The sequence below is a fragment of the Arthrobacter sp. genome, from assembly GCF_048266065.1.
Classification (GTDB): Bacteria; Actinomycetota; Actinomycetes; order Actinomycetales; family Micrococcaceae; genus Arthrobacter_H.
The window spans coordinates 55,114-76,285 of record NZ_JBLXAH010000009.1; the positions used below are offsets into that span (position 1 = coordinate 55,114).

A 21,172-nucleotide genomic window follows, 5' to 3' on the forward strand; every position below is an offset into this window, starting at 1 on the left:
CCAGCAGCTTTGAGTAGAGGAAAAACCCGATGAGCGACGAAACGCCAGAAACCCCCCTGGATCCGGAGAACGGCGAAGACGTCTTGGCGGAGCAGCCTGTGGCAGCTGCCACCATAGACAGGATCGAACCGATTGATCTCCAAACGGAGATGCAACGGTCCTACCTCGACTACGCCATGGCCGTGATCGTCGGACGGGCCCTGCCAGACGTCCGCGATGGGCTCAAGCCAGTGCACCGACGGGTTCTCTATGCGATGTTCGACGGCGGGTACCGCCCTGATCGCTCCTACAACAAGTGTGCTCGTGTGGTCGGCGAAGTCATGGGCCAGTACCACCCCCACGGCGACTCGGCGATCTACGATGCCCTGGTACGCCTGATCCAGGACTGGACCATGCGCTATCCGTTGGCGCTGGGACAGGGGAACTTCGGCTCGCCCGGCAATGACGGCGCGGCTGCCCCACGGTATACCGAAACCAAGATGGCCCCGCTTGCCATGGAAATGGTCCGGGACATCGATGAGGAGACCGTCGACTTCCAAGACAACTATGACGGCAAGAACCAGGAACCGACCATCCTTCCGGCGCGGTTCCCCAACCTGTTGGTGAACGGTTCCTCGGGCATCGCCGTCGGCATGGCCACAAACATCCCCCCGCACAACCTGCGTGAGGTCGCGTCCGGGGTCCAGTGGTACCTGGATCACCCCGAGGCGACCAAAGAGGAGCTGCTCGAGGCGCTCTTGCAGCACATCAAGGGGCCGGATTTCCCCACGGGAGCGCTCATCTTGGGGCGTCGGGGCATCGAGGATGCATACCGAACCGGTCGCGGATCCGTGACCATGCGCGCTGTGGTCAACGTGGAGGAACTGCAGGGACGAACCTGCCTCGTCGTGACCGAACTTCCCTACCAGGCCAATCCCGACAACTTGTCGATCAAGATCGCCGAGCTGGTCAAGGACGGCAAGATGCAGGGAATTGCAGACCTGCGGGACGAGACGTCAGGTCGGACGGGCCAGCGTCTGGTCATTGTCCTCAAGCGCGATGCGGTTGCCAAGGTCGTACTGAACAACCTCTACAAGCACACTGAACTGCAGAGCAACTTCTCGGCCAACATGTTGGCGATCGTCGACGGGGTCCCCCGTACCCTCTCGCTGGACGCTTTCATTCGACACTGGGTAGCCCACCAGGTCGATGTCATCGTGCGGCGCACACAATTCCGCTTGCGCAAGGCCGAAGAGCAGGCTCACATCCTGCGTGGCTTGCTCAAGGCCCTGGACGCCCTCGACGACGTCATCGCGTTGATCCGTCGCTCGCCGACGGTTGAGGACGCCCGCAATGGACTCAAGGACCTGCTGGACATCGATGATCTCCAGGCTCAGGCAATCCTGGACATGCAACTGCGTCGACTGGCAGCCCTGGAACGCCAGAAGATCCAGGACCAGCATGCGAAGCTGGAAGCTGAGATCGCGGAATACAAGATCATTTTGGGCGACCCGGTGCGCCAGCGGGAGATCATCTCCGAGGAACTGTCCGACATCGTGCAGCGACATGGCGATGACCGACGGACACAGATTGTTGCCGGGTACGACGGCGACATGTCCATGGAAGACCTCATCCCCGAAGAGGAGATGGTCGTCACCATCACCCGTGGCGGCTATGTCAAGCGCACCCGTAGCGACAACTATCGATCGCAGAACCGGGGTGGCAAGGGGATCCGTGGCGCCCAACTTCGTGGTGACGACGTGGTTGAACACTTCTTCGTCACGACGACACACAACTGGCTGCTGTTCTTCACGAACCACGGGCGCGTCTATCGGGCAAAATGCTACGAGTTGGCCGAGGGGGGACGCGATGCCAAGGGACAGCACGTAGCCAACCTCATGGCCTTCCAACCCGATGAACACATCGCCCAGGTCCTTGACCTCCGTGACTACGAACAGGCCCCGTACCTGGTCCTGGCTACTCGCCGAGGACTGGTCAAGAAGACCAGGCTTGCCGACTACGACACGAACCGTTCGGCGGGCGTCATTGCGATCAACCTGCGCGACGGTGACGAACTGGTCTCCGCGCAGCTGGTCTCGGAAACCGACGACATGATGCTCGTTTCCCGCAAGGGTCAGTCGGTGCGGTTCACCGCGACAGATGAGGCCCTGCGGCCGATGGGGCGCAACACTTCGGGTGTCACGGGAATGAAGTTCCGCCAGGACGACGAGCTGTTGGCCGCCGATGTCGTCGGCGAGGATTCCTATGTGTTCGTCGTCACCGAAGGTGGGTATGCCAAGCGGACGTCGGCTCAGGAATATAGGGTCCAATCACGTGGTGGCATCGGCATCAAGGTGGCCAAGCTCGCTGATGACCGCGGCCATCTCGCGGGGGCACTCATCGTCCAGGAATCCGACGAGGTTCTCGTTGTCATGCAGGGAGGGAAGGTCGTTCGCTCACAGGTGAGCCAGGTACCCGCCAAGGGGCGCGACACCATGGGCGTCATTTTTGCGAAGCCCGACAAAAAGGACCGGATCATCGCGGTGGCCAAGAACTCTGAGCGTGGGCTGGGAACAGACGAAGACGGTGATGCAGTACCGTTGGATTCTGACGATTCTCAGGAAAGCGCCCCGGTAGTGGCCGATTCGCCCACCGAAGGTGGGATCGACGTGGTATCTGCCGACGACGTGGAAGTCGTCCCGGCCCCTGATGAGACCGAAACTGACGGAGGTATTGCGTGAGCACCCCGAACAACCCGCGCCCTGCGGCACCGCGCCAGAAACCCGGCGGACAGGGGCGTCCTGCGGCGCCGGCACCGCGCCAGGGCGGAAGTGCGTCACGTCCAACCGGCCAGGCCACACAGGGTAGGAACCAGAGCCAGCAACGGACCGGCCAACGTCCGCAACAGCTGGTCCGTCCGGCACCCAAGGCGAAGGTGCGTAAGGCACGCCTGCTGGTCAGCAAGGTCGACCCGTGGTCGGTCCTGAAAATGGCGTTTCTGCTTTCGGTCGCGCTGGGCATCGTCACCGTCGTTGCTGCGGTGGTGTTGTGGACTGTTCTTGACCTGACAGGCATCTTCGACCGCGTGAACGACTTGCTGGCCGAGGTCATCGGTTCGGAGTCCGGATTCAACCTCAAGGAGCTCATCTCCCTTGGGCAGGTGGCTTCGTTCGCGACGATCATCGCGGTCGTCAACGTTGTTCTGCTGACGGCACTTTCGATGCTCGCGGCTGTGCTGTACAACATTTCTTCGACCTTGGTTGGCGGAATCGGAGTCACCCTGACGGACGACTGAACCGTTTCGGGATCGGACCCACAGAGCGTGGGAACCCCACTCTGGAGGTCCGATTTGGTTTCCCGGCTGGGGGTCGGGTAAAGTCATATCTCGTCCTGAAGGGACACTGAGGGCGTATAGCTCAGGCGGTTAGAGCGCTTCGCTGATAACGAAGAGGTCCCAGGTTCAAGTCCTGGTACGCCCACGGAATCCCTCCACCTTCAAGGGTAGATCGGGGAACATATGCGGAAATTATTGCTAGCATGTGTCGCCGCAGTGTCCTTCGTGGCATATCGTAGGTGGAAGGTTTCTGAAACGGAGAAGTCCGTGTGGAAGGCATCGACGGATCACCTCGACTGATCTTGATCACGGGGGTATGGCGCAATTGGTAGCGCACCTGCTTTGCAAGCAGGGGGTTAGGGGTTCGAGTCCCCTTACCTCCACCCAATCAGCACAAGGTCCCGGACCAATGGTTCGGGACCTTGTCATATGCTTTCCCGGACAGGTCGCCTCAGGGCGCGACATGCTGGCCACCCAGTGATCTTCTTCCTGGCCCTCGTTGGAGTACTGGGTGTTTCCGCCTCAGGCCCCCTGGTGGCTGCGACGCCGAGCGTCCCACCGCTGGCGATGGCGTTCTGGCGAAACGGACTGGGCGCGGTGACAATGGGCACCGGGGCGCTCGTTCGGTCGCGCGGGATTCGTCGGTGGCCCTCACGCTCCGAGTGGCGATATTGCATCATCGCGTCAGTGGCCTTGGCACTTCACTTTGCATGCTTCATGGTCGCTGTCCGCTTGACCTCAGTGGCTGCGGCAACGGCACTCGTTTGCCTCCAATCGGCGTGGATTGCCGGTTACCAACGTCTGCGCGGTTCCACCATCGGGGCACAGGTGATGGCCGGGATGGGCTTGTCCCTATGCGGAGCCCTGCTGATCACCGGTTTTGACGTTGGCCGGTCTCCTGAGGCCCTTCTGGGCGACCTTTTGGCCCTAGCCGGGGGCGCCATGGCCGGAGCCTATACTCTGGCCGGGAGCAGAGCGCGCGCGACCATGGATACCGGAAGCTACACGACCCTTTGCTACGCGCTTACCGCGCTATTCCTGCTTGTCATGACGTGGTTCGCCGGTCAACCCCTCGTAGGCTTTCCGGCGATCGGATGGGCGGGAATCTTCACGCTCACGGTGGTCTCGCAATTGTTGGGCCATTCGATCTTTAACCACCTGGTGGCCGCCCTGGGTCCATTGGTGGTCTCGATGATCATCCTTTTGGAGATCCCGGGTGCCGCGATCCTTGCCGGAATCTTTCTGGGCCAGACGCCGCCTGTGTGGACCTACGTGGGGCTGGTACTGATCCTGGGGGGACTGATGGCTGTCGTTCGCGGTCAATCTGGCCCAGTGGTTCGGGGCAGTTGACCCGTTGATGCCCAATGCCCGGGCATGCAAAAGGGGCGGTGATCCGAATGGATCACCGCCCCGCTGCGGATTCCGGTGGTACTGGGAACCCGATGTCCTGATCTAGTTCGCGCCCGAGTCGTCGGCACGCCGACGGGCAGAGCCTCGAGGACCCGGCTTGGGGACTTCTTCGGCTGCCGGCTCCTCGCCCGCTGCTGCTGGCGCACGCAGTTCGGGGTCTGCCGAAACGGGTGCCGGTGCCGCAGCCTCGGATTCCGCAGCCGCGATGTCGGCGCGCACGTCTTCAACCTTCGCCTCCGGTTCCGGCTTAGGGACCGGAGCTGGTTCAACCGGGGTCTTCCAGGGGTCTTCAACCGGCTTGGAGGCACGCCACGCGGCCACTCCAGCAGTGACTACGGCAGCAAAGATGCCGAAGACCAGGAAACCTCGTTTGCGTCCCTGGCGGGCCTTTTCGCGCTTCAACTGCTTAGCGGCCTCCTTGGCAGCGGAAACGGCGGCTTTCTGGGCGCGCTTAACCGCCTTCTTGTCGCCGGACACCTTGGCCACTGCCTGTTCGACCTTCGCAGGGACCTGGACGCCGTCCAGGCGGCGCGCAGCGTACTCGGCAGCACTTCCGAGACGGGCGCTTGCCGTGGGGATGTACTCGTTCACCACGACATCGCGAGCATGTTGCAGGGCGGGGGTCGCCTTGTCGAGGGTCTCCTGCAGGCGAGGAGAAGCTTCATCGACGGCCTGTGAAATACGAGGGGCAACCTTGTCCAGGCCATCCTGGATGCGGGGGGTCACCTTGGCGACGCCGCCTGCGATCTCCGAGGCAGCACGATGCAGGCCTTCCTGAATGCGCGGGGAGGCCGACTCCATGCCCTTTTCCAGACGAGGCACCGCCCAATTTACAGCTGCGTCAACGCGTGGCCCCGCCCAATCACGGGCGCTTTCGACGCCTGCATTGACGGTTCCACCCAGATCGCGGGCAATTCGCTTCTTCTTTTTCACACGTTCCTCCCAAGTAGTTGGAGTATCCACGCCTAGCCTACGCGCTGGACTGTGCACGAGCCATTCAGCACGTGAGCGACGTTACATCGATCCATGGTTGTTCACTGTCCGCGTAGTCCGCAGCGCCCACGCACCCACCGAGGGTCCGCCGGAGATGGAAGAATGGGCCCATGACTGCAATCCCCACGCACAAGGCGACCATCCATACGAACCATGGCGACATCGTCGTCAACCTGTTCGGCAACCATGCGCCGAAGACGGTCAAGAACTTCGTCGGTCTGGCGACGGGCGAACAGGCCTGGACCCACCCCGAATCCGGCGAGGAGAAGACCGGCACCCCGTTGTACAACGGGACCATCTTCCACCGCATCATTTCCGATTTCATGATTCAGGGCGGCGACCCCCTCGGCCAAGGTATCGGCGGCCCCGGCTACCGTTTCGACGATGAGATCAACCCGGACCTGGACTTCACCGAGCCCTACAAGCTGGCGATGGCCAACGCCGGCCTCCAGATGGGCCGCGGAACAAACGGTTCCCAGTTCTTCATCACCACGATCCCCACCACTTGGCTGCAGGGCAAGCACACCATCTTCGGTGACGTCACCGACGAGAAGTCACGCGAGATCGTCTCCGCGCTGAACAACGTCGCAACCGACGGGCGCGACAAGCCCCTTGAGGACGTCGTCATCTCCAGTATCGACGTCGAGTCGCTCTGATACAGGGCGACCTCGTAGGGACCATCCCTGCGCAGCGAGGGCGGACAGCCGACGGTTCCACGGAGCCGAAGGCGTCCGCCCTTTTTCCTTCCACCCCCGGACCCTGACCCAGGAGTACGACATGGCCTTCGGCCAGCCCCAACAGGAACCCCACATGCAGGTCCCCACCTGTCCGCGCCATCCCGACCGCCCCTCATATGTGCGTTGCCAACGGTGTGGGCGGCCAGCCTGTCCGGACTGCCAACGCACGGCGGCAGTCGGTGTGCAATGCGTGGATTGCGTGGCGGAGGTGAACAGCCAGCAACGTCAACCGCATACGGTAGTCGGCTCCCGGATCACGTCGGGCCGCCCGATGGTCACGTATGTGGTCATCGCCCTGTGCGTTCTCATCTACGGCGGACAGTATCTGGTCCCCGGCCTCACCGACCGGCTGCTCTATGCGCCGTTGTACACCGGCAGCGAACCATGGCGCATGATCACCTCCCTGTTCTTGCACTCCACCGGGTTCATCATGCACATCGCCTTCAACATGTATGCGCTCTACATCCTGGGTCGGGTGCTGGAACCGGTGTTGGGCCACGTGAAATTCGCTGTCCTGTATCTGGTAGCCGGTTTCGGCGGTTCCGTCGGCGTGCTGCTGCTGGGTGAGCCGAACGTGGCCGTAGTGGGTGCCTCAGGTGCAGTGTTCGGCCTGTTCGGGGCCTTCCTGGTGGTGACCAAGGCCCACGGGGGGAACCTCGTGCCGGTGCTGGTGATCATTGGCATCAATCTGGTCATTGGATTTCTTCCCGGGGCAAACATTGCCTGGCAGGCGCACGTTGGTGGCCTGGTGACCGGTGGGGTCCTGGCAGCCGTCCTCGTCTGGGTGCCGCGAGGCAGAAACAGGGCCTTGATCCAATGGACCGGAATGATTGTGGTGGCGGCCCTCTTGGGCGCGCTGACCTGGTGGGGGTGGACACCCATTCGAGAGGCATACCCGTTCCTGGCCTGATGAACGAAGAGACTCCCTGACGGGGAACGGCAAGGTTCACGGGGTGGACGGTGGAGTAGATCCACCGTCCACCCCGTTCTTGTCCCGCCTCTATCCACAGAGGTTATCCACACTGTTAATAACTCACACCCTTGTAACTCACCGCGCCACGTGACGATACATCCCGGTCTACGCCCCGGTAACCTTCGATCCGGACCCGGATGCACTTGAATATTCACACGACAATCCACACCTGTGGATAACTATCGTGCACAGCCTGTGCGTTGGCGTGAGAGGCGGATGGGGAGCGATTCTCGGTTACGTATTCGACGGAAATCCGCTGAATTACGCGGAAATTCGAACACCGAACGGATATCCACAGCAGTTGTCCACACTGTTAATAACTTACATCCATGTAATTCATGGCTCGGAAGAGTGCTGCATCGCCGCCAGCCCGGGAGAATCGAACATAGTTACGCACAGTTCTATCCCCACCTGTGGATAACTATGTTCACAGCGTGTGCACGAACGCGTGATACCGGCACACTCCGTGTGGCGCAGGACGATTGCTGCCGCGGTGACAAGCGGCGGATGGGGCGCTATCTTGTCCTGAGGGCGTCCGGATGGCGGTCGCCCCGAAACCGACGGAGGCGTCATGGGTCTTCAGTACACGACACTTTCCCCTGCTTCCCTTGCCCAGTGGAGCGAGCTGACCAACCTGCTGGCGCGCGTGGATGACACGGAGGAGTTCTATGAACCCGAAGACCTCGCCGAGGAACTTGAGGAACCGGGGTTCGATCCCGAGCAGGACAGTGTGGCCGTATGGGATGGACGTGACATGGTGGGCTTCGGCCAACTGCGTCTCGGTGATGGCCTGCGCGATGGCATGGCGAAGGCCTCCATTACCGGTGGAGTCCATCCGGATCACCGGGGACGGGGAATCGGGCGTTCGATCATGGACTTGCTGGAGCCTCGCGCCATCCAGCTGGCCGCGGGGCGACACCCCGGCGTTCCGCTGACGGCCGACCTCTGGGCCGGCAAGGAAGGATCCACGGCCGCCCGCATGGCGCTGGCCAGAGGATATTCGCCCGTCCGCTACTTCACCGACATGCGCGTTGACCTGAGTTCATTGGCTGACACCGGCGAACGAACCGGCCAGTTGCCGGACGGCAGGCGGATCGACGTCTTCACGCCGGAACTGGGTGAAGCCGTACGTCGAGCCCACAATGAGGCCTTCGCGGACCACTGGGGCTCTGTCCCCCGATCGCCGGAGCGGTGGGCGGATCAACTGGCAGCACGCAGTTTCCGTGCGGGGCTGAGCCGCGTGGTCGTCACCACCGATGGCAGCGTGGATTCCGATGAACGTGTTGACGCGTATGCCCTGTGTGGCGAGTGGGTCAGCGGGGAGCTCTACGTCAGCCTTGTCGGAACCCGCCGACGTGCCCGCCGGCAAGGGCTCGGACTCGCCCTGCTGGGCAATATCGTTCAGGCGGCTGCCGAGGCCGGGTATCGGATGGTGGATCTGACCGTTGACTCGGAAAGCCCCACCGGTGCGGGACGGATCTATGAGCGGGCAGGATTCACGCCAGTACGCACCAGTGCCGTCTATCAACGACGACTGGCTTGACCGACATCATGCGCCGGTGACCAGTCCTCCGGCGACGAGCAGCATGACTGCAGCCACCAGGCAGTCCAAGACACGCCACGATGTCGGACGCGCGAAGAAGCCCGCCAACAGGCGTGCTCCGAATCCCAACAGCGGGAACCAGACGAAGCTGCCCAAAACTGCGCCGGCTCCGAACATCCACCGTCCCGGGTCGCCCTGGGCATTGGCAATGGTGCCGAGCAGGACCATCGTGTCCAGATAGACATGCGGGTTCAACCACGTCAGTGCGGCTGCCGTGCCGATGGCTCCGGCTCGTGACGCGTTGCCGGAGCCCACCGCGGTGAGAGCCGATGGTCTGACGGCCCGCTTGAGCGCCAGGACTGCGTAGATGACGAGAAAGGCGGCTCCCGCCCATCGTGCCACCGTGAGCACCCAAGGTGCCGTGGCGACCAGTGCCCCGACCCCGGCGACTCCGGCGAAGATGAGCACGGCGTCGGAGAGCGCACACAGCAGGACAACCCCGACGATGTGTTCCCGGCGGATGCCCTGGCGGAGGACGAACGCATTCTGTGCCCCAATCGCGACGATGAGCGATAGGCCGGAGCCGAATCCGGCCATAAGGGGGGTGAAAGTCAGCACCGTCCCACGGTAGATCGATCCGACATCAACAGACCAGCTAAAGTTTCTGCGCGTACATTAGTATCTCTAATCATGGATTTTCCCGTGGAACAGCTCAGGGCCTTCGCCGCCGTCATCGATGCAGGGACCTTCGAAGCCGCGGCGGTGCGCCTTCACGTGACGCCATCTGCCGTGAGCCAGCGGATCAAGGCACTGGAGATCCAGGTGGGAACCGTCGTCGTGCGCCGCAGCCAACCGGCGGCCCCGACGTCGGCTGGGCTGGTGCTGCTTCGCCTGGCCCGTCAAGTGGACCTCTTGGCGGCCGAAGCGGAGGCGGAGCTGTCCGGGCACGGTGTGGGAGGCCAGGGTCGGCGGGCCGCCGTGACGGTGGTCGTCAACGCGGACTCGCTCGCCACCTGGTTCCCTGCGGTGTTCGCGGAGCTGGCCCGGGATGATGGGCTGGAACTCGAGGTGCTCCGTGAGGATGAGACCGTTTCGTCCGAACTCCTGCGCGACGGGCGCGTCATGGCGGCCGTGACCACCGATGGACGGCCGGTTCGGGGAAGCACGACGCAGGTCCTGGGGACCGTGCGGTATGCGGCGATGGCGGCGCCCGGATTTGCCCGACGATGGTTCGCCGCCGATCCCGTCCAGGGCCTGGCGGTTGCACCGATGGTCAACTTCGACAGGTCGGACCAGCTGCAGAGTTCGCTGATCCGGGAGGTGACGGGGCGCCGGGCCAACCCGCCCACGCACCATGTTCCGGACTCGACGCAATTCGTCACCGCAGTGGCCGCGGGACTGGGGTGGGGAATGATCCCCGAGGTCCAGGATCCAGCTGACGGAACGCTGGAGCTGCTCGACCCCGCCTGGACCCGGGGCGTCCGGCTGTACTGGCAGCGGTGGAAGCTGGACTCCCCCGCCCTGGCGCGGGTCAGCGACGCCGTGTTGGGAGCAGCACGGACGAGTGGAATCCTAGCCGCCACGGAGCGGGGGGATGACGACCGCCAGACCGGCTAACCGCGGGGGATCGGTGGGCCCAGCATGAGCAGGACGGTGAAGACCACGGCGATGACGACCAGGGCGGCCACCGCAGCGGGAAGGGGGTGGCGGAGGCACCACGCCTGGACGACTTCAATGAAACCGCGGGGCTCATCCCCACCGGCCACCAGACGCCATCCACCGTCGAGCAGTCCGGCCCGGGCCGTGGAGCGTTCAAAGGGCACGGTGCAGAACGGGATGATCGATGATGCGAGGCCCAGCACGCCCCGGCCGAAGCTCCAGCGCTGGTTAACCCACACGAAGCAGGTCACGACGCAATAGCTCAGGAACGTCAAACCATGAATTGACCCGAATACGGGAACAAAGGCGTCGCTGACGTGGCTGTATTTGAGTACCATGCCCAGGATCAACAGACCCCAGGTGAACATTTCGGCAGTGGCCAGGAAACCATAGAGCCGCTGGGGCGTCAGAGTGGTCCCGGTCCGTGGTTCTACGGTGGATGGCATGATGTCCTTTCGTCCACTACCAGCATGACATGTTCCGCCCGGGGCCCGGTGCCGGTGTGCTAGCCTGCCGGGGCAGGAGCCTGCCGCTCCGACCGGACGAGGGAGCCGTACCCGGACTGCGACAAGACGGCCACCGGAAGGAATCGGTGAATGGTCATGGCATGGATCGTGCTTGTCGTCTCGGGGATGTTCGAGGCAGTGTGGGCCATCGCGCTGGGAAAAACGGAGGGCTTCTCCAGGCTGCTGCCCACCATCGTCTTCGGCGCCGGGCTCATCGTCAGTATGGCCGGATTGGCATATGCGATGAAAGACATATCAACGGGTACGGCCTATGCCGTCTGGGTCGGCATCGGCGCGTCCCTCACGGTGGTCTACGGGATGGCCGTGGATGGGGATTCGATCAGCTGGGCCAAGATCCTGTTGCTGACGCTGCTGGTTGGATGCGTCGTGGGCCTGAAATTCGTCGAATAGCCCTTAGCGCCAACGGGTTGTCATGAAGAATCCGACCATGGCGATACCGAAGCCGATGACGATGTTCCACCCGCCGACCGCGGCGATCGGGAGGAGGGCCTGCGAAATGTAGTACGTGATGATCCAGAGCAGGCCCAGGATCATCAGCCCGAACATCACCGGTTTGTACCACACGGGAAGCGGCTTGACGGCGCCGTACTTGTTGGCGGCTTCAGAAGCCTTCCGGGCCTTGCGGCGGGTCCTCGACTCGGGCACTACTTCTCCTGACCTAGTGCGGGCCGTTACACAACATGGCGCTGGACCCGGGCGATACTCTGATGGCTGGGAGCCGACACCTTGGAGTCAGCGGCCTCCCCGTTCCGCCATTCTACCGGTACCGCGGCCGTAGACCCGGAGCGATCCGCACCTGCCTCCCAGCTGCCCCCGGCCACTCCACCTGACCACCACGACCGAAGGCCTCCCGGGGACATGTCGGCCAGGCAGGGAAGCGCGCCTGAAGCAGTGTTGTGCGTGGGCACCGTCATGGACCGGCCGGATCCGGCCCGAGGAGGCCACGTCGTGATTTCGGCATTGCCGCTCGTCCTCGTCATACTGGTGCTGATGGAATAGGTGTTCCCCTGGGCCGATCAGTACAACCCATGGGCCGAATCGACGATTGGTCTGGTGCAGTGGAAATGACAGCCCCCACGCGGATCCTGGTGATCGACAACTACGACAGCTTCGTCTACACGCTGGTCGGCTACCTGCGCGAGCTCGGTGCCGAGACCACCGTGGTGCGCAACGACGACGTCGGACTCCAGGAGGCGATCGAGCTGGCCGAGGCACGCGATGGCGTCCTGGTCTCCCCCGGCCCCGGGACGCCCGCTGATTCAGGTGTTTGCATCGACCTCATCCGCTGGTGCGGGGAACGGTCCAAGCCGATGCTCGGTGTCTGTTTGGGACACCAGGCCCTCGCCGAAGCCTACGGAGGGATCGTGACCCACGCCGAGGAGCTGATGCACGGCAAGACCTCGCTGATCCACCACGGTTCGCATCCGCTGTTCCATGACATCAACAATCCGTTCACCGCCACCCGGTACCACTCGTTGGCCGCAGTGCGCTCCTCGGTCCCCGACGAGCTGGAGATCATCGCCGAGACGGAGGGCGGAGTGGTCATGGGGTTGGCCCATCGCGAGGCCCCCCTGTGGGGAGTGCAGTTCCACCCGGAGTCCGTCCTCACCGAGGCGGGCTACCACATGCTCGGCAACTGGCTCGAGTCGGTGGGCCTCGCCGGCGCCGCTGCCCGGGCCGCCACGCTCAGCCCGCTGATCACCGACTGAGCGGGGTCCCCGGGACTACTTCGACGGCTTGCCGGGGTTGGTCGGGTGGCTGCGCTCGGCCCCGTTGCCCTTTTTGGAGGGATCGGCGGCCTTGGGAGTCGTCGGGGCGCTCCCCGATGGGTTGGCCGAATCCGATGAACCGCCCGACGGGTCGGCCGATCCCGAACCCGCGCCATCGGAGGAGGACGGCGGAGCGGAGGGCCCGGGTTCTTCCACCACGGTGATGGTCACGGTGCCACCCTGGTCGATGTCCTGACCGGCCTCCGGGACCTGCTTGGTGATGGTGCCGGGCTTGAGCACCGGGTTCTGCTCGGTTTCGACCGCGAGATTCAACCCCACTGCCTTGTCGGCCAGCACCTCGCGGGCCTTGTCCTCGTCCAGGTCCATGACCGAGGGGACCGTGACCTTCCCGGTGGAAATGGTCAGTTCGACGGAGCTGCCGGCCTTGACCTTTTCACCCAGCTGCGGGTTGGTGCTGATGAGGCTTCCGAGCTCCACGGTCGCTGTGTTTTCACGCTTGACGTCGTTCGACACCTCCAGGCCCAACGCGTCCAGGGTGCTGCGGACCGTGGCCTCGGACTGGCCGGCAAGGTCCTTGGGCAGCGTCACCTGCTCGGGGCCCTTGGATACCAGCAGGTGGACTTCCGACTGCTGGCGGGCCTGTGAACCGGCTTTCGGGTCGGTTCCCACCACGGTGCCCGCCTTGACCTTCGGGTCGTAGACCTCTTCGGTGATCGGAATCAGATTGGACCCGTAGATCTGGTTCTGTGCTGCAGTCAGCGACAGGTTGGCGACGTTCGGTACGGCGACCGTGGCATTGCGCTCCTGTTCCTGTTGGGTCCAGTTCCAGAAGAACCATGCGCCAGCGGCCAACACCACGACGGCAAGGATCGAGAAGACGGTGATCCAGGCACGGCGTCGGGAGGTCCGATAATGTTCGGCGTCTTCGTCGCGGTGGTTCCGGTCGTCATCGTGGCCGAAGAGCGAGGACTCGGTGTGCTGCTCCTCAACGGAGGCCTGGACCCCGGTGGCCGGGGAGGAACCGGCAGCCACGGCCATGGCAGTGGTGTGCTCCGCCGGGTCCGGCGAGGACCCTCCGTCATGGTCCTCCCCCGCGTCGCTGGGCGCATCGGATCCCGTGGACAGGGCCCGGGTCGGGGCGTCCGTGGTGACCATCGCCTGGGTCGACATCGGCATCACCGCGAGGGCCTGGGTTGCGTCGCCACGGTCCCGGGGGACCGGGCGGTCGTCCTGCGCCGCCCGCAGGGCAGCCGAGAAGGCCGCGGCGTCCTGGTACCGGTCCTCGCGGTCCTTGGCCAGCGCTGTGGAGATGACCTGGTCGATCTTCGGCCCGAGGTCGGTGTTGTGCGTGCTGGGGGCCGCAGCCTCCTCGCTCACGTGCTGGTACGCCACCGAGACCGGGCTGTCGCCGGTGAAGGGAGGGCGCCCGGTCAGCAGTTCGTAGAGCAGGCAACCCGCCGAATACAGGTCGCTGCGGGCATCGACCGTCTCGCCGCGGGCCTGTTCGGGGGAAAAGTACTGGGCCGTGCCGACCACGGCCTGCGTTTGCGTCATCGTGGCCGCGGAATCGGCCAACGCGCGGGCAATGCCGAAGTCCATGACCTTGACCTGGTCGTCTGCGGTGACCATGACGTTGGAGGGTTTGATGTCCCGGTGGACGATCCCCTGGCGGTGGCTGTACTGGAGGGCCTCCAACACGCCAAGCGTGTACCTGACGGAGGATTCGGGGGTGAGTTCGCCGGCCTTGAGCAGGTCGCGCAGCGTTTTGCCCTTGACGTACTCCATGACGATGAACGGGGCCTTGACCTCGTGGTCGCCGGCGCCGTCGATCTCTTCTTCCCCGGTGTCGTACACGGCGACGATCGAGGGATGGTTCAACCCCGCTACGGCCTGGGCTTCCCGGCGGAACCGTGTCTGGAAGACCGGGTCGCGGGCCAGGTCGCGGCGTAGCAGCTTGATCGCGACAACGCGGCCGAGCCTGATGTCCCGGGCGCGGTAAACATCCGCCATGCCGCCGCGGCCTATGAGGTCGCCGACGTCGTAGCGGGAGTTCAGGATTCGGGATTCAGTCACGTGGTTCCTCTGCACACCCGAAGGCTAGGGCGTGCCGCTGTTCTGGTTCGGGTCGGTGATCTTGCGGCCATTGGCCTCTGGATGGGACGGGGACGACGTTGAGTCTGCCTGCTTCGAGGAAGCAGGTTCGCTGCTCGTCGTCGGGGTCGTGGAAGGTGCCTCGGTGGGCGTGCTCGGAGCAGGGGTGCTGCCGCCGGGGTCGGTGCTGCTGGGTGCCGTGCTGGAACTGGGCTCCGGCGGCACGGCATAGGTCAGCCGGACCACTGAACCGACGGCCACGGGACCACGCGGCTGCACGTCGATGACGGAATTCTCCGGCTTGTCGCTGGTCCGGCTCTCGTCGGAGACACGCAGGCCCTTGGCGATCAGCGCCGCGCGGGCGGTCTCGAGCTGCTTGCCCAGGTACTCATTGGCGTTGATGTCCACCGTCCGCGGGGAAGTGGAGGTCGGGGCCTCGCGACTCGAGGTCGGAGCACTGGTGGTCGAGGACTCGGAGCTGGACTGCGACGACGAGGACGACGAGATGCTCGAGGACGGCGCGGAGGAACTGGCCGGGGTGTCGTTGCCGGCGTTGTCGCCGGTGAACTTCGGGACCAGCCAGACGGCGAGGAGCGCCAGGACCACGAGGATGAGCAAGACGATCAGGGGCCATTTCCAGGGGCTGCCACCCGAGGTGTCCCGTGGTGGGCCACCCCGACCGCCCCGGCCCGATGAGCCGTCCGTGGAGGCATCGCCGTCGGGATCCCAGTCCTTGCTGGCGCCGAGGACGGAATTGAAGTCGTCACCGCCACGGCCCGCTGCCGCCGCCGATCCGGCACCGGCGACGGCTCCCGCTGCTGCGGCGCCCTGCACGGTGGTGGAGGGGCCGTCGTCGTAGTCCTTGCTGGCCTGGGGGCCAGTCGTCGTGGGGTCGCCCACGGTCGGCAGGGCACTGGTGCTCGGTGCCGCCGCATCGGCGACTGTGGTGCGCGGATTGGCGCGGGTGGGGGTGTCGGGCATCGGCACGGCCTGGGTGGCGTCGCCGGCGGATGCCAGGAACGGGATGATGCCGGGGACGGCAGCCCGTGCGGCGTCGATGTTGCCGGCACGGATGGCATCGGCCGCCTCGGCGAGCTTCGTGGCCGTCGCCGGGCGGTCCGCCGGGTCCTTGGCCAGCATCGACATGATCAGCGCCCGGTGGTTCGCCGGGATGGATTCATCCATTGGCGGCGGGTTGTCGTTGACCTGGGCCAGGGCGATCGCGATCTGCGACTCGCCGGTGAAGGGCCGGCGCCCGGCCAGGCACTCGTAGCCGATGACGCCCAGCGAGTAGATGTCCGAGGAACCGGTCGCCTGCTGGCCGGTGGCCTGTTCGGGCGCCAGGTACTGGGCCGTTCCCATGACCTGCCCGGTGGCTGTCAACGGGACCTGGTCCGCGATGCGGGCAATGCCGAAGTCGGTGATCTTCACCCGTCCGTCGGGGAGGATGAGCAGGTTCCCCGGCTTCACGTCACGGTGCACCAACCCCTGGGCGTGGGCCGCTGAAAGGGCACGTGCGGTCTGCGCGATGATCGACATCGTGCGGTCCGGTGCCATCACCTTTTCGCGTTCGATGATCGCCGAGAGCGGCTGGCCGGGAACCAGCTCCATCACGAGGTAGGCGGACCCTCCCTCTTCGCCGTAGTCGAACACGTTGGCGATGCCGTTGTGGTTCAACAGGGCCGTGTGGCGAGCCTCGGCGCGGAAACGCTGGAGGAACCCGGGGTCACCGGTGTATTCCTCCTTGAGGATCTTGATGGCCACGATCCGGCCGAGGATCTGGTCGCGTGCCTTCCAGACCTCCCCCATGCCGCCGATGGCTATCCGATCGGTCAACTGGAACCGACCGCCCAGGGTGATACCCGATGTAGGCCTCACTTGTTGAACACCGCCTCTAGGATCTTCTTCAGGTTGGGACTGGTCAGGTTGTGGCCGGTCGCGTAATCAGTCTTCTCAATGACAATGGTGACAGCCACCTGCGGATCGTCCGCGGGGGCGAAGCCGGTGATCCATGAATTGACCTTGCCCGTCTTGCCGATCTGGGCCGTTCCGGTCTTCGCGGCAATGTCCAGGCCGGGGATGTTCGCGGTGTAGGCCGTCCCGCCCTTGAGCGGGGAGCGCATCAGCTCGGTGACGTCGTTGGCCACGTCCTTGCTCGTTGCCGTGCTGAATTCCTCCGGCTTGGGCTGGCTGAGGACGCTGAGGTCCGGCGCGGTGACCTGCTTGATGAGGTTCGGCTTCATGATGACCCCGTCATTGGCGATCCCCATGGCCACCATGTTCATTTGCAACGGCGTGGCCTTCACGTTGAACTGCCCGATCGACGCCAACCCCAACTCGTCGGGGCTCATGTCGGTGGGGAATTCACTCGGGGTCACGCGCAGGGGGATCGCCAGCGGCTGGCCGAAGCCGAACCGCTCGGTGACGTCGCGCAGGGCATCCTGTCCGACCGCCTGGCTCATGGCCACGAAGGGGGTGTTGCAGCTTTGGCCGACGATGAACGAGAGCTTGGCCCGGGGCTTGTTGGAGCAGATGCCCTCGACGAAGTTCGGCAGCGGCGTATTCGTGCCCGGCAGCAGCATGGATTCGGGATTGTCGTACTCGTCCTGGAGGTTGTACTTGCCCGATTCCAGGCCAGCGACCAGATCGAGGATCTTGAAGCTTGATCCCGGCGCGATCAGGTGGCCGATGGCCGGGTTGATGTTCGGGCTCAGGCCCGGCGTCTTGAGCAGCTCGGCCATGTTGGCCGAGGCCTTGGCGCCGCTGTGCACGGCGAGCAGGTTGGTGTTGTAGCTGGGCTTCGACACCATCGCCAGGATGTTGCCGGTTTTGGGCTCCGAGACGATGATCGTGCCCTGCTGCCCGTCGGGGATCAGGTCGTAGGCCGTCTTCTGCAGTTTGGGATCGATGGTCAGCTCGACCGAGGCGCCCTCGTCCTGCTGGCCGGTCAGGAGGTTGACCATCCGGTTGTAGAACTGGGAGTCGCTCTGCCCTGTCAGTTCGTCGTCCATCACGCCTTCGAGCATGTTGGCACCGTAGGTCAGGGAGTAGAACCCCGTCAGGTGGGAGTAGAGCTTTGGATCCGCGTAGGTCCGCTGGTAGTCGAACTGGTCATCGGAGGCGACCGACTCGGCGATCGGCTTGCCGTCCACCAGGATGGCACCCCGGGCCAGGTCGAAGTTCTTGTACAGCTGGCGGGTGTTCAGCGGGTTGGAGCTCAGGTCCTTGGCGGCGAAGAACTGGATGTAGCTCAAGGCGCCGAAGACGAGGATGAACAGGGCGACGACGGAGATCCACACGTGGCGGAGTGCGGTGTTCATGCGCTGTCCCCCTTTCGTCGGGTGGTCGGTGCCGAGGATGTCGGTGCCTTGGCGCGGCGTCTGGCCAGTTCTTCCTCGCGTTCCTTCGCCCGGGCGCTGATGTCAGGACCGGCTGCTGCCATGTCGCGTTCATTGAGCGGACCGGTGACGGTGGGCCTTCGTGCGTTGTGGGAGACCAGCAGCAACAGGGCGACGATGATCCAGTTGGACAGCAGGGAGGACCCGCCGGCCGACATGAACGGTGTGGTCAAACCGGTGAGCGGGATCATCAGCGTCACCCCGCCCATGACCACGAAGCACTGCAATCCGATGGTGAAGGAGAGCCCGGCGGCCAGCAGTTTGCCAAAGGAGTCGCGGCTCCCCAGCCCGGCCCGGATGCCCCGGCTGATGAGGATGAGGAAGAGCAGGATGATCGCCACCAGGCCGATGAGGCCGAGTTCCTCGCCCAACGCCGTGATGATCATGTCCGAGTTGGCCAAGGGGACCAGATCCGGGCGGCCGTTGCCGATGCCCGTTCCGAACAGGCCACCGCTGGACAAGCCGAACAGGCCCTGCACAATCTGCCGGCTGCCGCCATACCGCTGGTCATAGACGGTCGGGTCGAAGGCATGCAGCCAGGAGTTCAGGCGCAGCGCCACATGCGACATGGTCTGCGAGGCGAAGACGCCGGCCACGGCCACCATGACCAGCCCGATGACGATCCAGCTGATGCGCCCGGTGGCGACGTAGATCATCACCATGAACAGCCCGAAGAACAGGATCGAGGAACCCAGGTCGCTTTGCATGACCAGCACGCCGATGCTCACCAGCCAGGCGATGACCATGGGGCCGAGGTCCTTCAGCCGGGGCAGCTGCAGGGGGCCGAGCTTCCGGCCGGCCAGCAGGATCAGGTCGCGGTGGGTCGAGAGGTAGCCGGCGAAGAACAGAGCCAGGCAGATCTTGGCCAATTCCCCGGGCTGGAAGGACAGCGGGCCGATGAAGATCCAGATGCGGGCGCCGTTGATGACCCGCCCCAGGCCGGGGATCAGCGGCATGATCAGCAACAGGGCACTGATCGCCAGGAAGATGTAGGGGGCCCGACGCAGGATGCGGTGGTCGCGCACCACCAATAAGGTGATGATGGCGGCCGCCATGGCCACGCCGGTCCACAGCAGCTGGCGGGTGGCCGCATCGTCGTCATTGACCAGGTCGAGGCGGTGGATCATGGCGATGCCGATGCCGTTGAGCGCCACGACGCACGGAAGGATGATCGGATCGGCATATTTGGTCCAAATGCGCAGCACGATGTGCATCACCAACGCCATGCCGGCCAGGACGGCGCCCTGGGTGATGAATCCCTGGTCGAGACCATCGGGGTTGCTCAGGCTCACCAGGTAGTTGGCTCCCACCGCGACGATGAGGGCCAGGACCAGGAGCAGCAGCTCGGTGTTGCGCCGTGGAACCGGCGCGGTTTGTATTTCGCTCACGGTGTCACCTCCTGACAGTAGCTGGGCAGAGTCGGCGCCTTCTCCGTGCTCTGCGGATCGGCCGGCACGATGACCGGGCAGGCCTGCTTGGCGCTGATCAGCAGCTCCGAGACGATGTCCTGGGCGTGGGCCAGGTCCCGTGCTGCGAGGGAATTGCGCAGGCGCTGTTGGGTATAGGACGGCAGTGCCTGGGTGGGGATGTGCGTGACCGAGTCGACGTGGGAAAGCTCGATCGGTCCCAGGTCTTGTGAAACGCCATTGAAGATGGCCACCTTGCCGTTGTAGTCGGCCACGTAGTACTGCGTCTGCGTCCAGGCATAACCGAACCAGAGAACCGACGCGAGGATGAGTCCCATCAACGTCAGGAACGTGGGGATCAGCCAGCCACGGTGGGCGGGGCGGCGGGTCGGATCGTATTCGGTCCCCGAGGCCGACTCCTCCGGCTGTGACGCCTTGTGGGTGAGCAGGGCAGCAGCGCGTTTTTCGGCCGAGCGCTGGGTGACCATGGGGATTTGACCGGTCTTGGTCGCCAGGTCGGCCGCCCCGACCAGTACATGCGGGCGAATCGACATGTCATGGCGGATGATTGCGGCGCTGGCCTCCAGGTCGCCCTCCTGGGCCACCTGCAGCTGGCCGGTATCCGGGGCTGGCTCCTGCGCTGGTGGAAGCGCGGGGTCATCGTCCGCGTCGTCTTCCGCGACTTCGACCATGACGATCGTGATGTTGTCGGGGGATCCGTGGTCGAGGGTCACTTCGACCAGTTCGTCCACGGTCTGTTGCAGGGAGCCCGCTTTCCTGATGATCCGTTCGGTGAGTTCATCCGGCACGACGGCGTTGAGGCCGTCGGAGCAGAGCAGCCAGCGTTCGCCGGGCGTGACGGGGTACTGGTCGATGTCCAGCTCCGGGCTGGCATCGGAATCGCCCAGAACGCGCATGAGCACGTTCTTGTGGGGGTGGTGCTCGGCTTCTTCGGGGCGCAGCCGGCCCTCGTCGACCAGCCGTTGCACGAAGGTATGGTCCTTGCTGACCTGCTCGAAGACGTCGTCCTTGAAGCGGTACGCGCGGGAATCGCCGATGTGTGCGTACTGGAAGCGGTCGCCGGTCAGCAGGAGAGCGGTCACCGTGGTGCCCATTCCGGAGAGCTTTGGATTCGCGGTGACCAGGTCGTTGAGGATCGAGTTGGCGGTTTGGATCTCGTCGGGGAGAACCGTTTCGATGTCGTGTTTCGTGTCCTGGTCCAGGTGAACGAGGTCCAACACGGTTGAGGCGGATGCTACATCGCCTCCGACATGGCCGCCCATGCCGTCGGCGACGACGGCCAGGTAGCGGCCGGCATAGCCGGAGTCATCGTTCTTGGCGCGCACCTTTCCCACATCCGAACGCGCTGCGAACCGCAACGTGAGCGCCATA

Annotated in this window: 19 protein-coding genes, 2 tRNA genes and 1 riboswitch; of the genes, 12 read left to right on the plus strand and 9 right to left on the minus strand. The window is 64.4% G+C overall.

The window, feature by feature from the left end; genetic code table 11:
* Positions 1-29 precede the first annotated feature (29 nt).
* From gyrA to ACN0TP_RS14735, 6 genes are all read left to right on the plus strand, one after another.
* Complete coding sequence (gene gyrA, locus ACN0TP_RS14710) at positions 30-2,720, plus strand: DNA gyrase subunit A (RefSeq protein WP_417220127.1); 2,691 nt, start codon at positions 30-32, stop codon at positions 2,718-2,720.
* Positions 2,717-3,274 carry a DUF3566 domain-containing protein gene (locus ACN0TP_RS14715; protein WP_417220129.1) on the plus strand — a complete coding sequence of 186 codons (558 nt, stop codon included), beginning with the start codon at positions 2,717-2,719 and terminating at the stop codon, positions 3,272-3,274. The genes gyrA and ACN0TP_RS14715 overlap by 4 nt, the downstream gene beginning before the upstream one ends.
* 110 nt (positions 3,275-3,384) lie before the next feature.
* Positions 3,385-3,458 (plus strand) — tRNA-Ile (locus ACN0TP_RS14720).
* Between the two features lie 38 nt (positions 3,459-3,496).
* A complete protein-coding gene (locus tag ACN0TP_RS14725; RefSeq protein ID WP_417220131.1) occupies positions 3,497-3,613 on the plus strand; it encodes a DLW-39 family protein in 117 nt (38 codons plus the stop codon).
* Positions 3,614-3,623: 10 nt separating this feature from the next.
* Positions 3,624-3,696 (plus strand) — tRNA-Ala (locus ACN0TP_RS14730).
* A gap of 46 nt (positions 3,697-3,742) precedes the next feature.
* On the plus strand, positions 3,743-4,663 hold the full coding sequence (locus tag ACN0TP_RS14735; protein WP_417220133.1) for a DMT family transporter: 921 nt from the start codon (positions 3,743-3,745) through the stop codon (positions 4,661-4,663).
* Positions 4,664-4,765: 102 nt separating this feature from the next.
* Here ACN0TP_RS14735 and ACN0TP_RS14740 read toward each other — a convergent pair whose 3' ends face one another.
* Entirely contained in the window at positions 4,766-5,656 is an 891-nt protein-coding gene (locus ACN0TP_RS14740) for a hypothetical protein (protein ID WP_417220134.1), read from the minus strand.
* A 170-nt stretch (positions 5,657-5,826) separates the two neighbouring features.
* Here ACN0TP_RS14740 and ACN0TP_RS14745 point away from each other — a divergent pair, with 170 nt between their 5' ends.
* The 3 genes from ACN0TP_RS14745 (at position 5,827) to ACN0TP_RS14755 (ending at position 8,969) form a co-directional block, all read left to right on the plus strand.
* Positions 5,827-6,372: a peptidylprolyl isomerase gene (locus ACN0TP_RS14745; RefSeq protein ID WP_417220136.1), complete on the plus strand. Its 546-nt coding sequence runs from the start codon at positions 5,827-5,829 to the stop codon at positions 6,370-6,372.
* A 280-nt stretch (positions 6,373-6,652) separates the two neighbouring features.
* Positions 6,653-7,363 (plus strand): rhomboid family intramembrane serine protease, encoded by a 711-nt coding sequence (locus ACN0TP_RS14750; RefSeq protein ID WP_417220137.1) that lies wholly within the window; start codon positions 6,653-6,655, stop codon positions 7,361-7,363.
* 634 nt (positions 7,364-7,997) lie between these two features.
* A complete protein-coding gene (locus ACN0TP_RS14755; RefSeq protein ID WP_417220138.1) occupies positions 7,998-8,969 on the plus strand; it encodes a GNAT family N-acetyltransferase in 972 nt (323 codons plus the stop codon).
* Positions 8,970-8,975: 6 nt separating this feature from the next.
* Here ACN0TP_RS14755 and ACN0TP_RS14760 read toward each other — a convergent pair whose 3' ends face one another.
* Positions 8,976-9,566, minus strand: coding sequence for a LysE/ArgO family amino acid transporter (locus ACN0TP_RS14760; protein ID WP_417220279.1), 591 nt, complete (start codon positions 9,564-9,566; stop codon positions 8,976-8,978).
* A 105-nt stretch (positions 9,567-9,671) separates the two neighbouring features.
* Here ACN0TP_RS14760 and ACN0TP_RS14765 point away from each other — a divergent pair, with 105 nt between their 5' ends.
* Positions 9,672-10,586, plus strand: coding sequence for an ArgP/LysG family DNA-binding transcriptional regulator (locus ACN0TP_RS14765; RefSeq protein ID WP_417220139.1), 915 nt, complete (start codon positions 9,672-9,674; stop codon positions 10,584-10,586).
* Here ACN0TP_RS14765 and ACN0TP_RS14770 read toward each other — a convergent pair.
* A complete protein-coding gene (locus ACN0TP_RS14770) occupies positions 10,583-11,074 on the minus strand; it encodes a DUF3817 domain-containing protein (RefSeq protein ID WP_417220140.1) in 492 nt (163 codons plus the stop codon). The two genes, ACN0TP_RS14765 and ACN0TP_RS14770, sit on opposite strands and share 4 nt — an antisense overlap.
* Before the next feature lie 70 nt (positions 11,075-11,144).
* Positions 11,145-11,209: riboswitch (guanidine-III (ykkC-III) riboswitch) on the plus strand.
* A 21-nt stretch (positions 11,210-11,230) separates the two neighbouring features.
* On the opposite strand from ACN0TP_RS14770, the gene ACN0TP_RS14775 reads away from it, so the two are divergent.
* Entirely contained in the window at positions 11,231-11,545 is a 315-nt protein-coding gene (locus ACN0TP_RS14775; protein ID WP_417220281.1) for a DMT family transporter, read from the plus strand.
* A 3-nt stretch (positions 11,546-11,548) separates the two neighbouring features.
* On the opposite strand, the gene ACN0TP_RS14780 is transcribed toward ACN0TP_RS14775, so the two are convergent.
* Entirely contained in the window at positions 11,549-11,800 is a 252-nt protein-coding gene (locus ACN0TP_RS14780; protein WP_417220142.1) for a cell division protein CrgA, read from the minus strand.
* A 419-nt stretch (positions 11,801-12,219) separates the two neighbouring features.
* Here ACN0TP_RS14780 and ACN0TP_RS14785 point away from each other — a divergent pair, with 419 nt between their 5' ends.
* A complete protein-coding gene (locus ACN0TP_RS14785) occupies positions 12,220-12,864 on the plus strand; it encodes an anthranilate synthase component II (protein WP_417220144.1) in 645 nt (214 codons plus the stop codon).
* Between the two features lie 15 nt (positions 12,865-12,879).
* Here the strand turns inward: ACN0TP_RS14785 and pknB are convergent, their stop codons facing one another.
* Genes pknB through ACN0TP_RS14810 form a run of 5 tightly spaced genes read right to left on the minus strand, consistent with a single transcriptional unit; the run spans position 12,880 to position 21,171 of the window.
* Positions 12,880-14,958: a Stk1 family PASTA domain-containing Ser/Thr kinase gene (gene pknB, locus ACN0TP_RS14790; protein ID WP_417220145.1), complete on the minus strand. Its 2,079-nt coding sequence runs from the start codon at positions 14,956-14,958 to the stop codon at positions 12,880-12,882.
* Between the two features lie 24 nt (positions 14,959-14,982).
* A complete protein-coding gene (locus ACN0TP_RS14795) occupies positions 14,983-16,854 on the minus strand; it encodes a protein kinase domain-containing protein (RefSeq protein WP_417220147.1) in 1,872 nt (623 codons plus the stop codon).
* Positions 16,851-18,296 (minus strand): penicillin-binding transpeptidase domain-containing protein, encoded by a 1,446-nt coding sequence (locus ACN0TP_RS14800; protein ID WP_417220149.1) that lies wholly within the window; start codon positions 18,294-18,296, stop codon positions 16,851-16,853. The genes ACN0TP_RS14795 and ACN0TP_RS14800 overlap by 4 nt, the downstream gene beginning before the upstream one ends.
* Entirely contained in the window at positions 18,293-19,762 is a 1,470-nt protein-coding gene (locus tag ACN0TP_RS14805) for an FtsW/RodA/SpoVE family cell cycle protein (RefSeq protein WP_417220150.1), read from the minus strand. Before ACN0TP_RS14805 ends, ACN0TP_RS14800 begins: the two co-directional genes overlap by 4 nt.
* Positions 19,759-21,171 carry a PP2C family protein-serine/threonine phosphatase gene (locus tag ACN0TP_RS14810; RefSeq protein WP_417220152.1) on the minus strand — a complete coding sequence of 471 codons (1,413 nt, stop codon included), beginning with the start codon at positions 21,169-21,171 and terminating at the stop codon, positions 19,759-19,761. The genes ACN0TP_RS14805 and ACN0TP_RS14810 overlap by 4 nt, the downstream gene beginning before the upstream one ends.
* Position 21,172 lies beyond the last annotated feature (1 nt).

What these genes read in the sequence shown, in the direction of transcription:
- ACN0TP_RS14760 (WP_417220279.1), bottom strand. Translation starts at nt 9,566, where the DNA reads ATGGCCGGATTCGGCTCCGGCCTATCGCTCATCGTCGCGATTGGGGCA.
- ACN0TP_RS14775 (WP_417220281.1), top strand. Translation starts at nt 11,231, where the DNA reads ATGGCATGGATCGTGCTTGTCGTCTCGGGGATGTTCGAGGCAGTGTGG.
- ACN0TP_RS14755 (WP_417220138.1), top strand. Translation starts at nt 7,998, where the DNA reads ATGGGTCTTCAGTACACGACACTTTCCCCTGCTTCCCTTGCCCAGTGG.
- ACN0TP_RS14725 (WP_417220131.1), top strand. Translation starts at nt 3,497, where the DNA reads ATGCGGAAATTATTGCTAGCATGTGTCGCCGCAGTGTCCTTCGTGGCA.
- ACN0TP_RS14785 (WP_417220144.1), top strand. Translation starts at nt 12,220, where the DNA reads ATGACAGCCCCCACGCGGATCCTGGTGATCGACAACTACGACAGCTTC.
- ACN0TP_RS14800 (WP_417220149.1), bottom strand. Translation starts at nt 18,296, where the DNA reads ATGAACACCGCACTCCGCCACGTGTGGATCTCCGTCGTCGCCCTGTTC.
- ACN0TP_RS14745 (WP_417220136.1), top strand. Translation starts at nt 5,827, where the DNA reads ATGACTGCAATCCCCACGCACAAGGCGACCATCCATACGAACCATGGC.
- gyrA (WP_417220127.1), top strand. Translation starts at nt 30, where the DNA reads ATGAGCGACGAAACGCCAGAAACCCCCCTGGATCCGGAGAACGGCGAA.
- ACN0TP_RS14735 (WP_417220133.1), top strand. Translation starts at nt 3,743, where the DNA reads ATGCTTTCCCGGACAGGTCGCCTCAGGGCGCGACATGCTGGCCACCCA.
- ACN0TP_RS14770 (WP_417220140.1), bottom strand. Translation starts at nt 11,074, where the DNA reads ATGCCATCCACCGTAGAACCACGGACCGGGACCACTCTGACGCCCCAG.
- ACN0TP_RS14810 (WP_417220152.1), bottom strand. Translation starts at nt 21,171, where the DNA reads ATGGCGCTCACGTTGCGGTTCGCAGCGCGTTCGGATGTGGGAAAGGTG.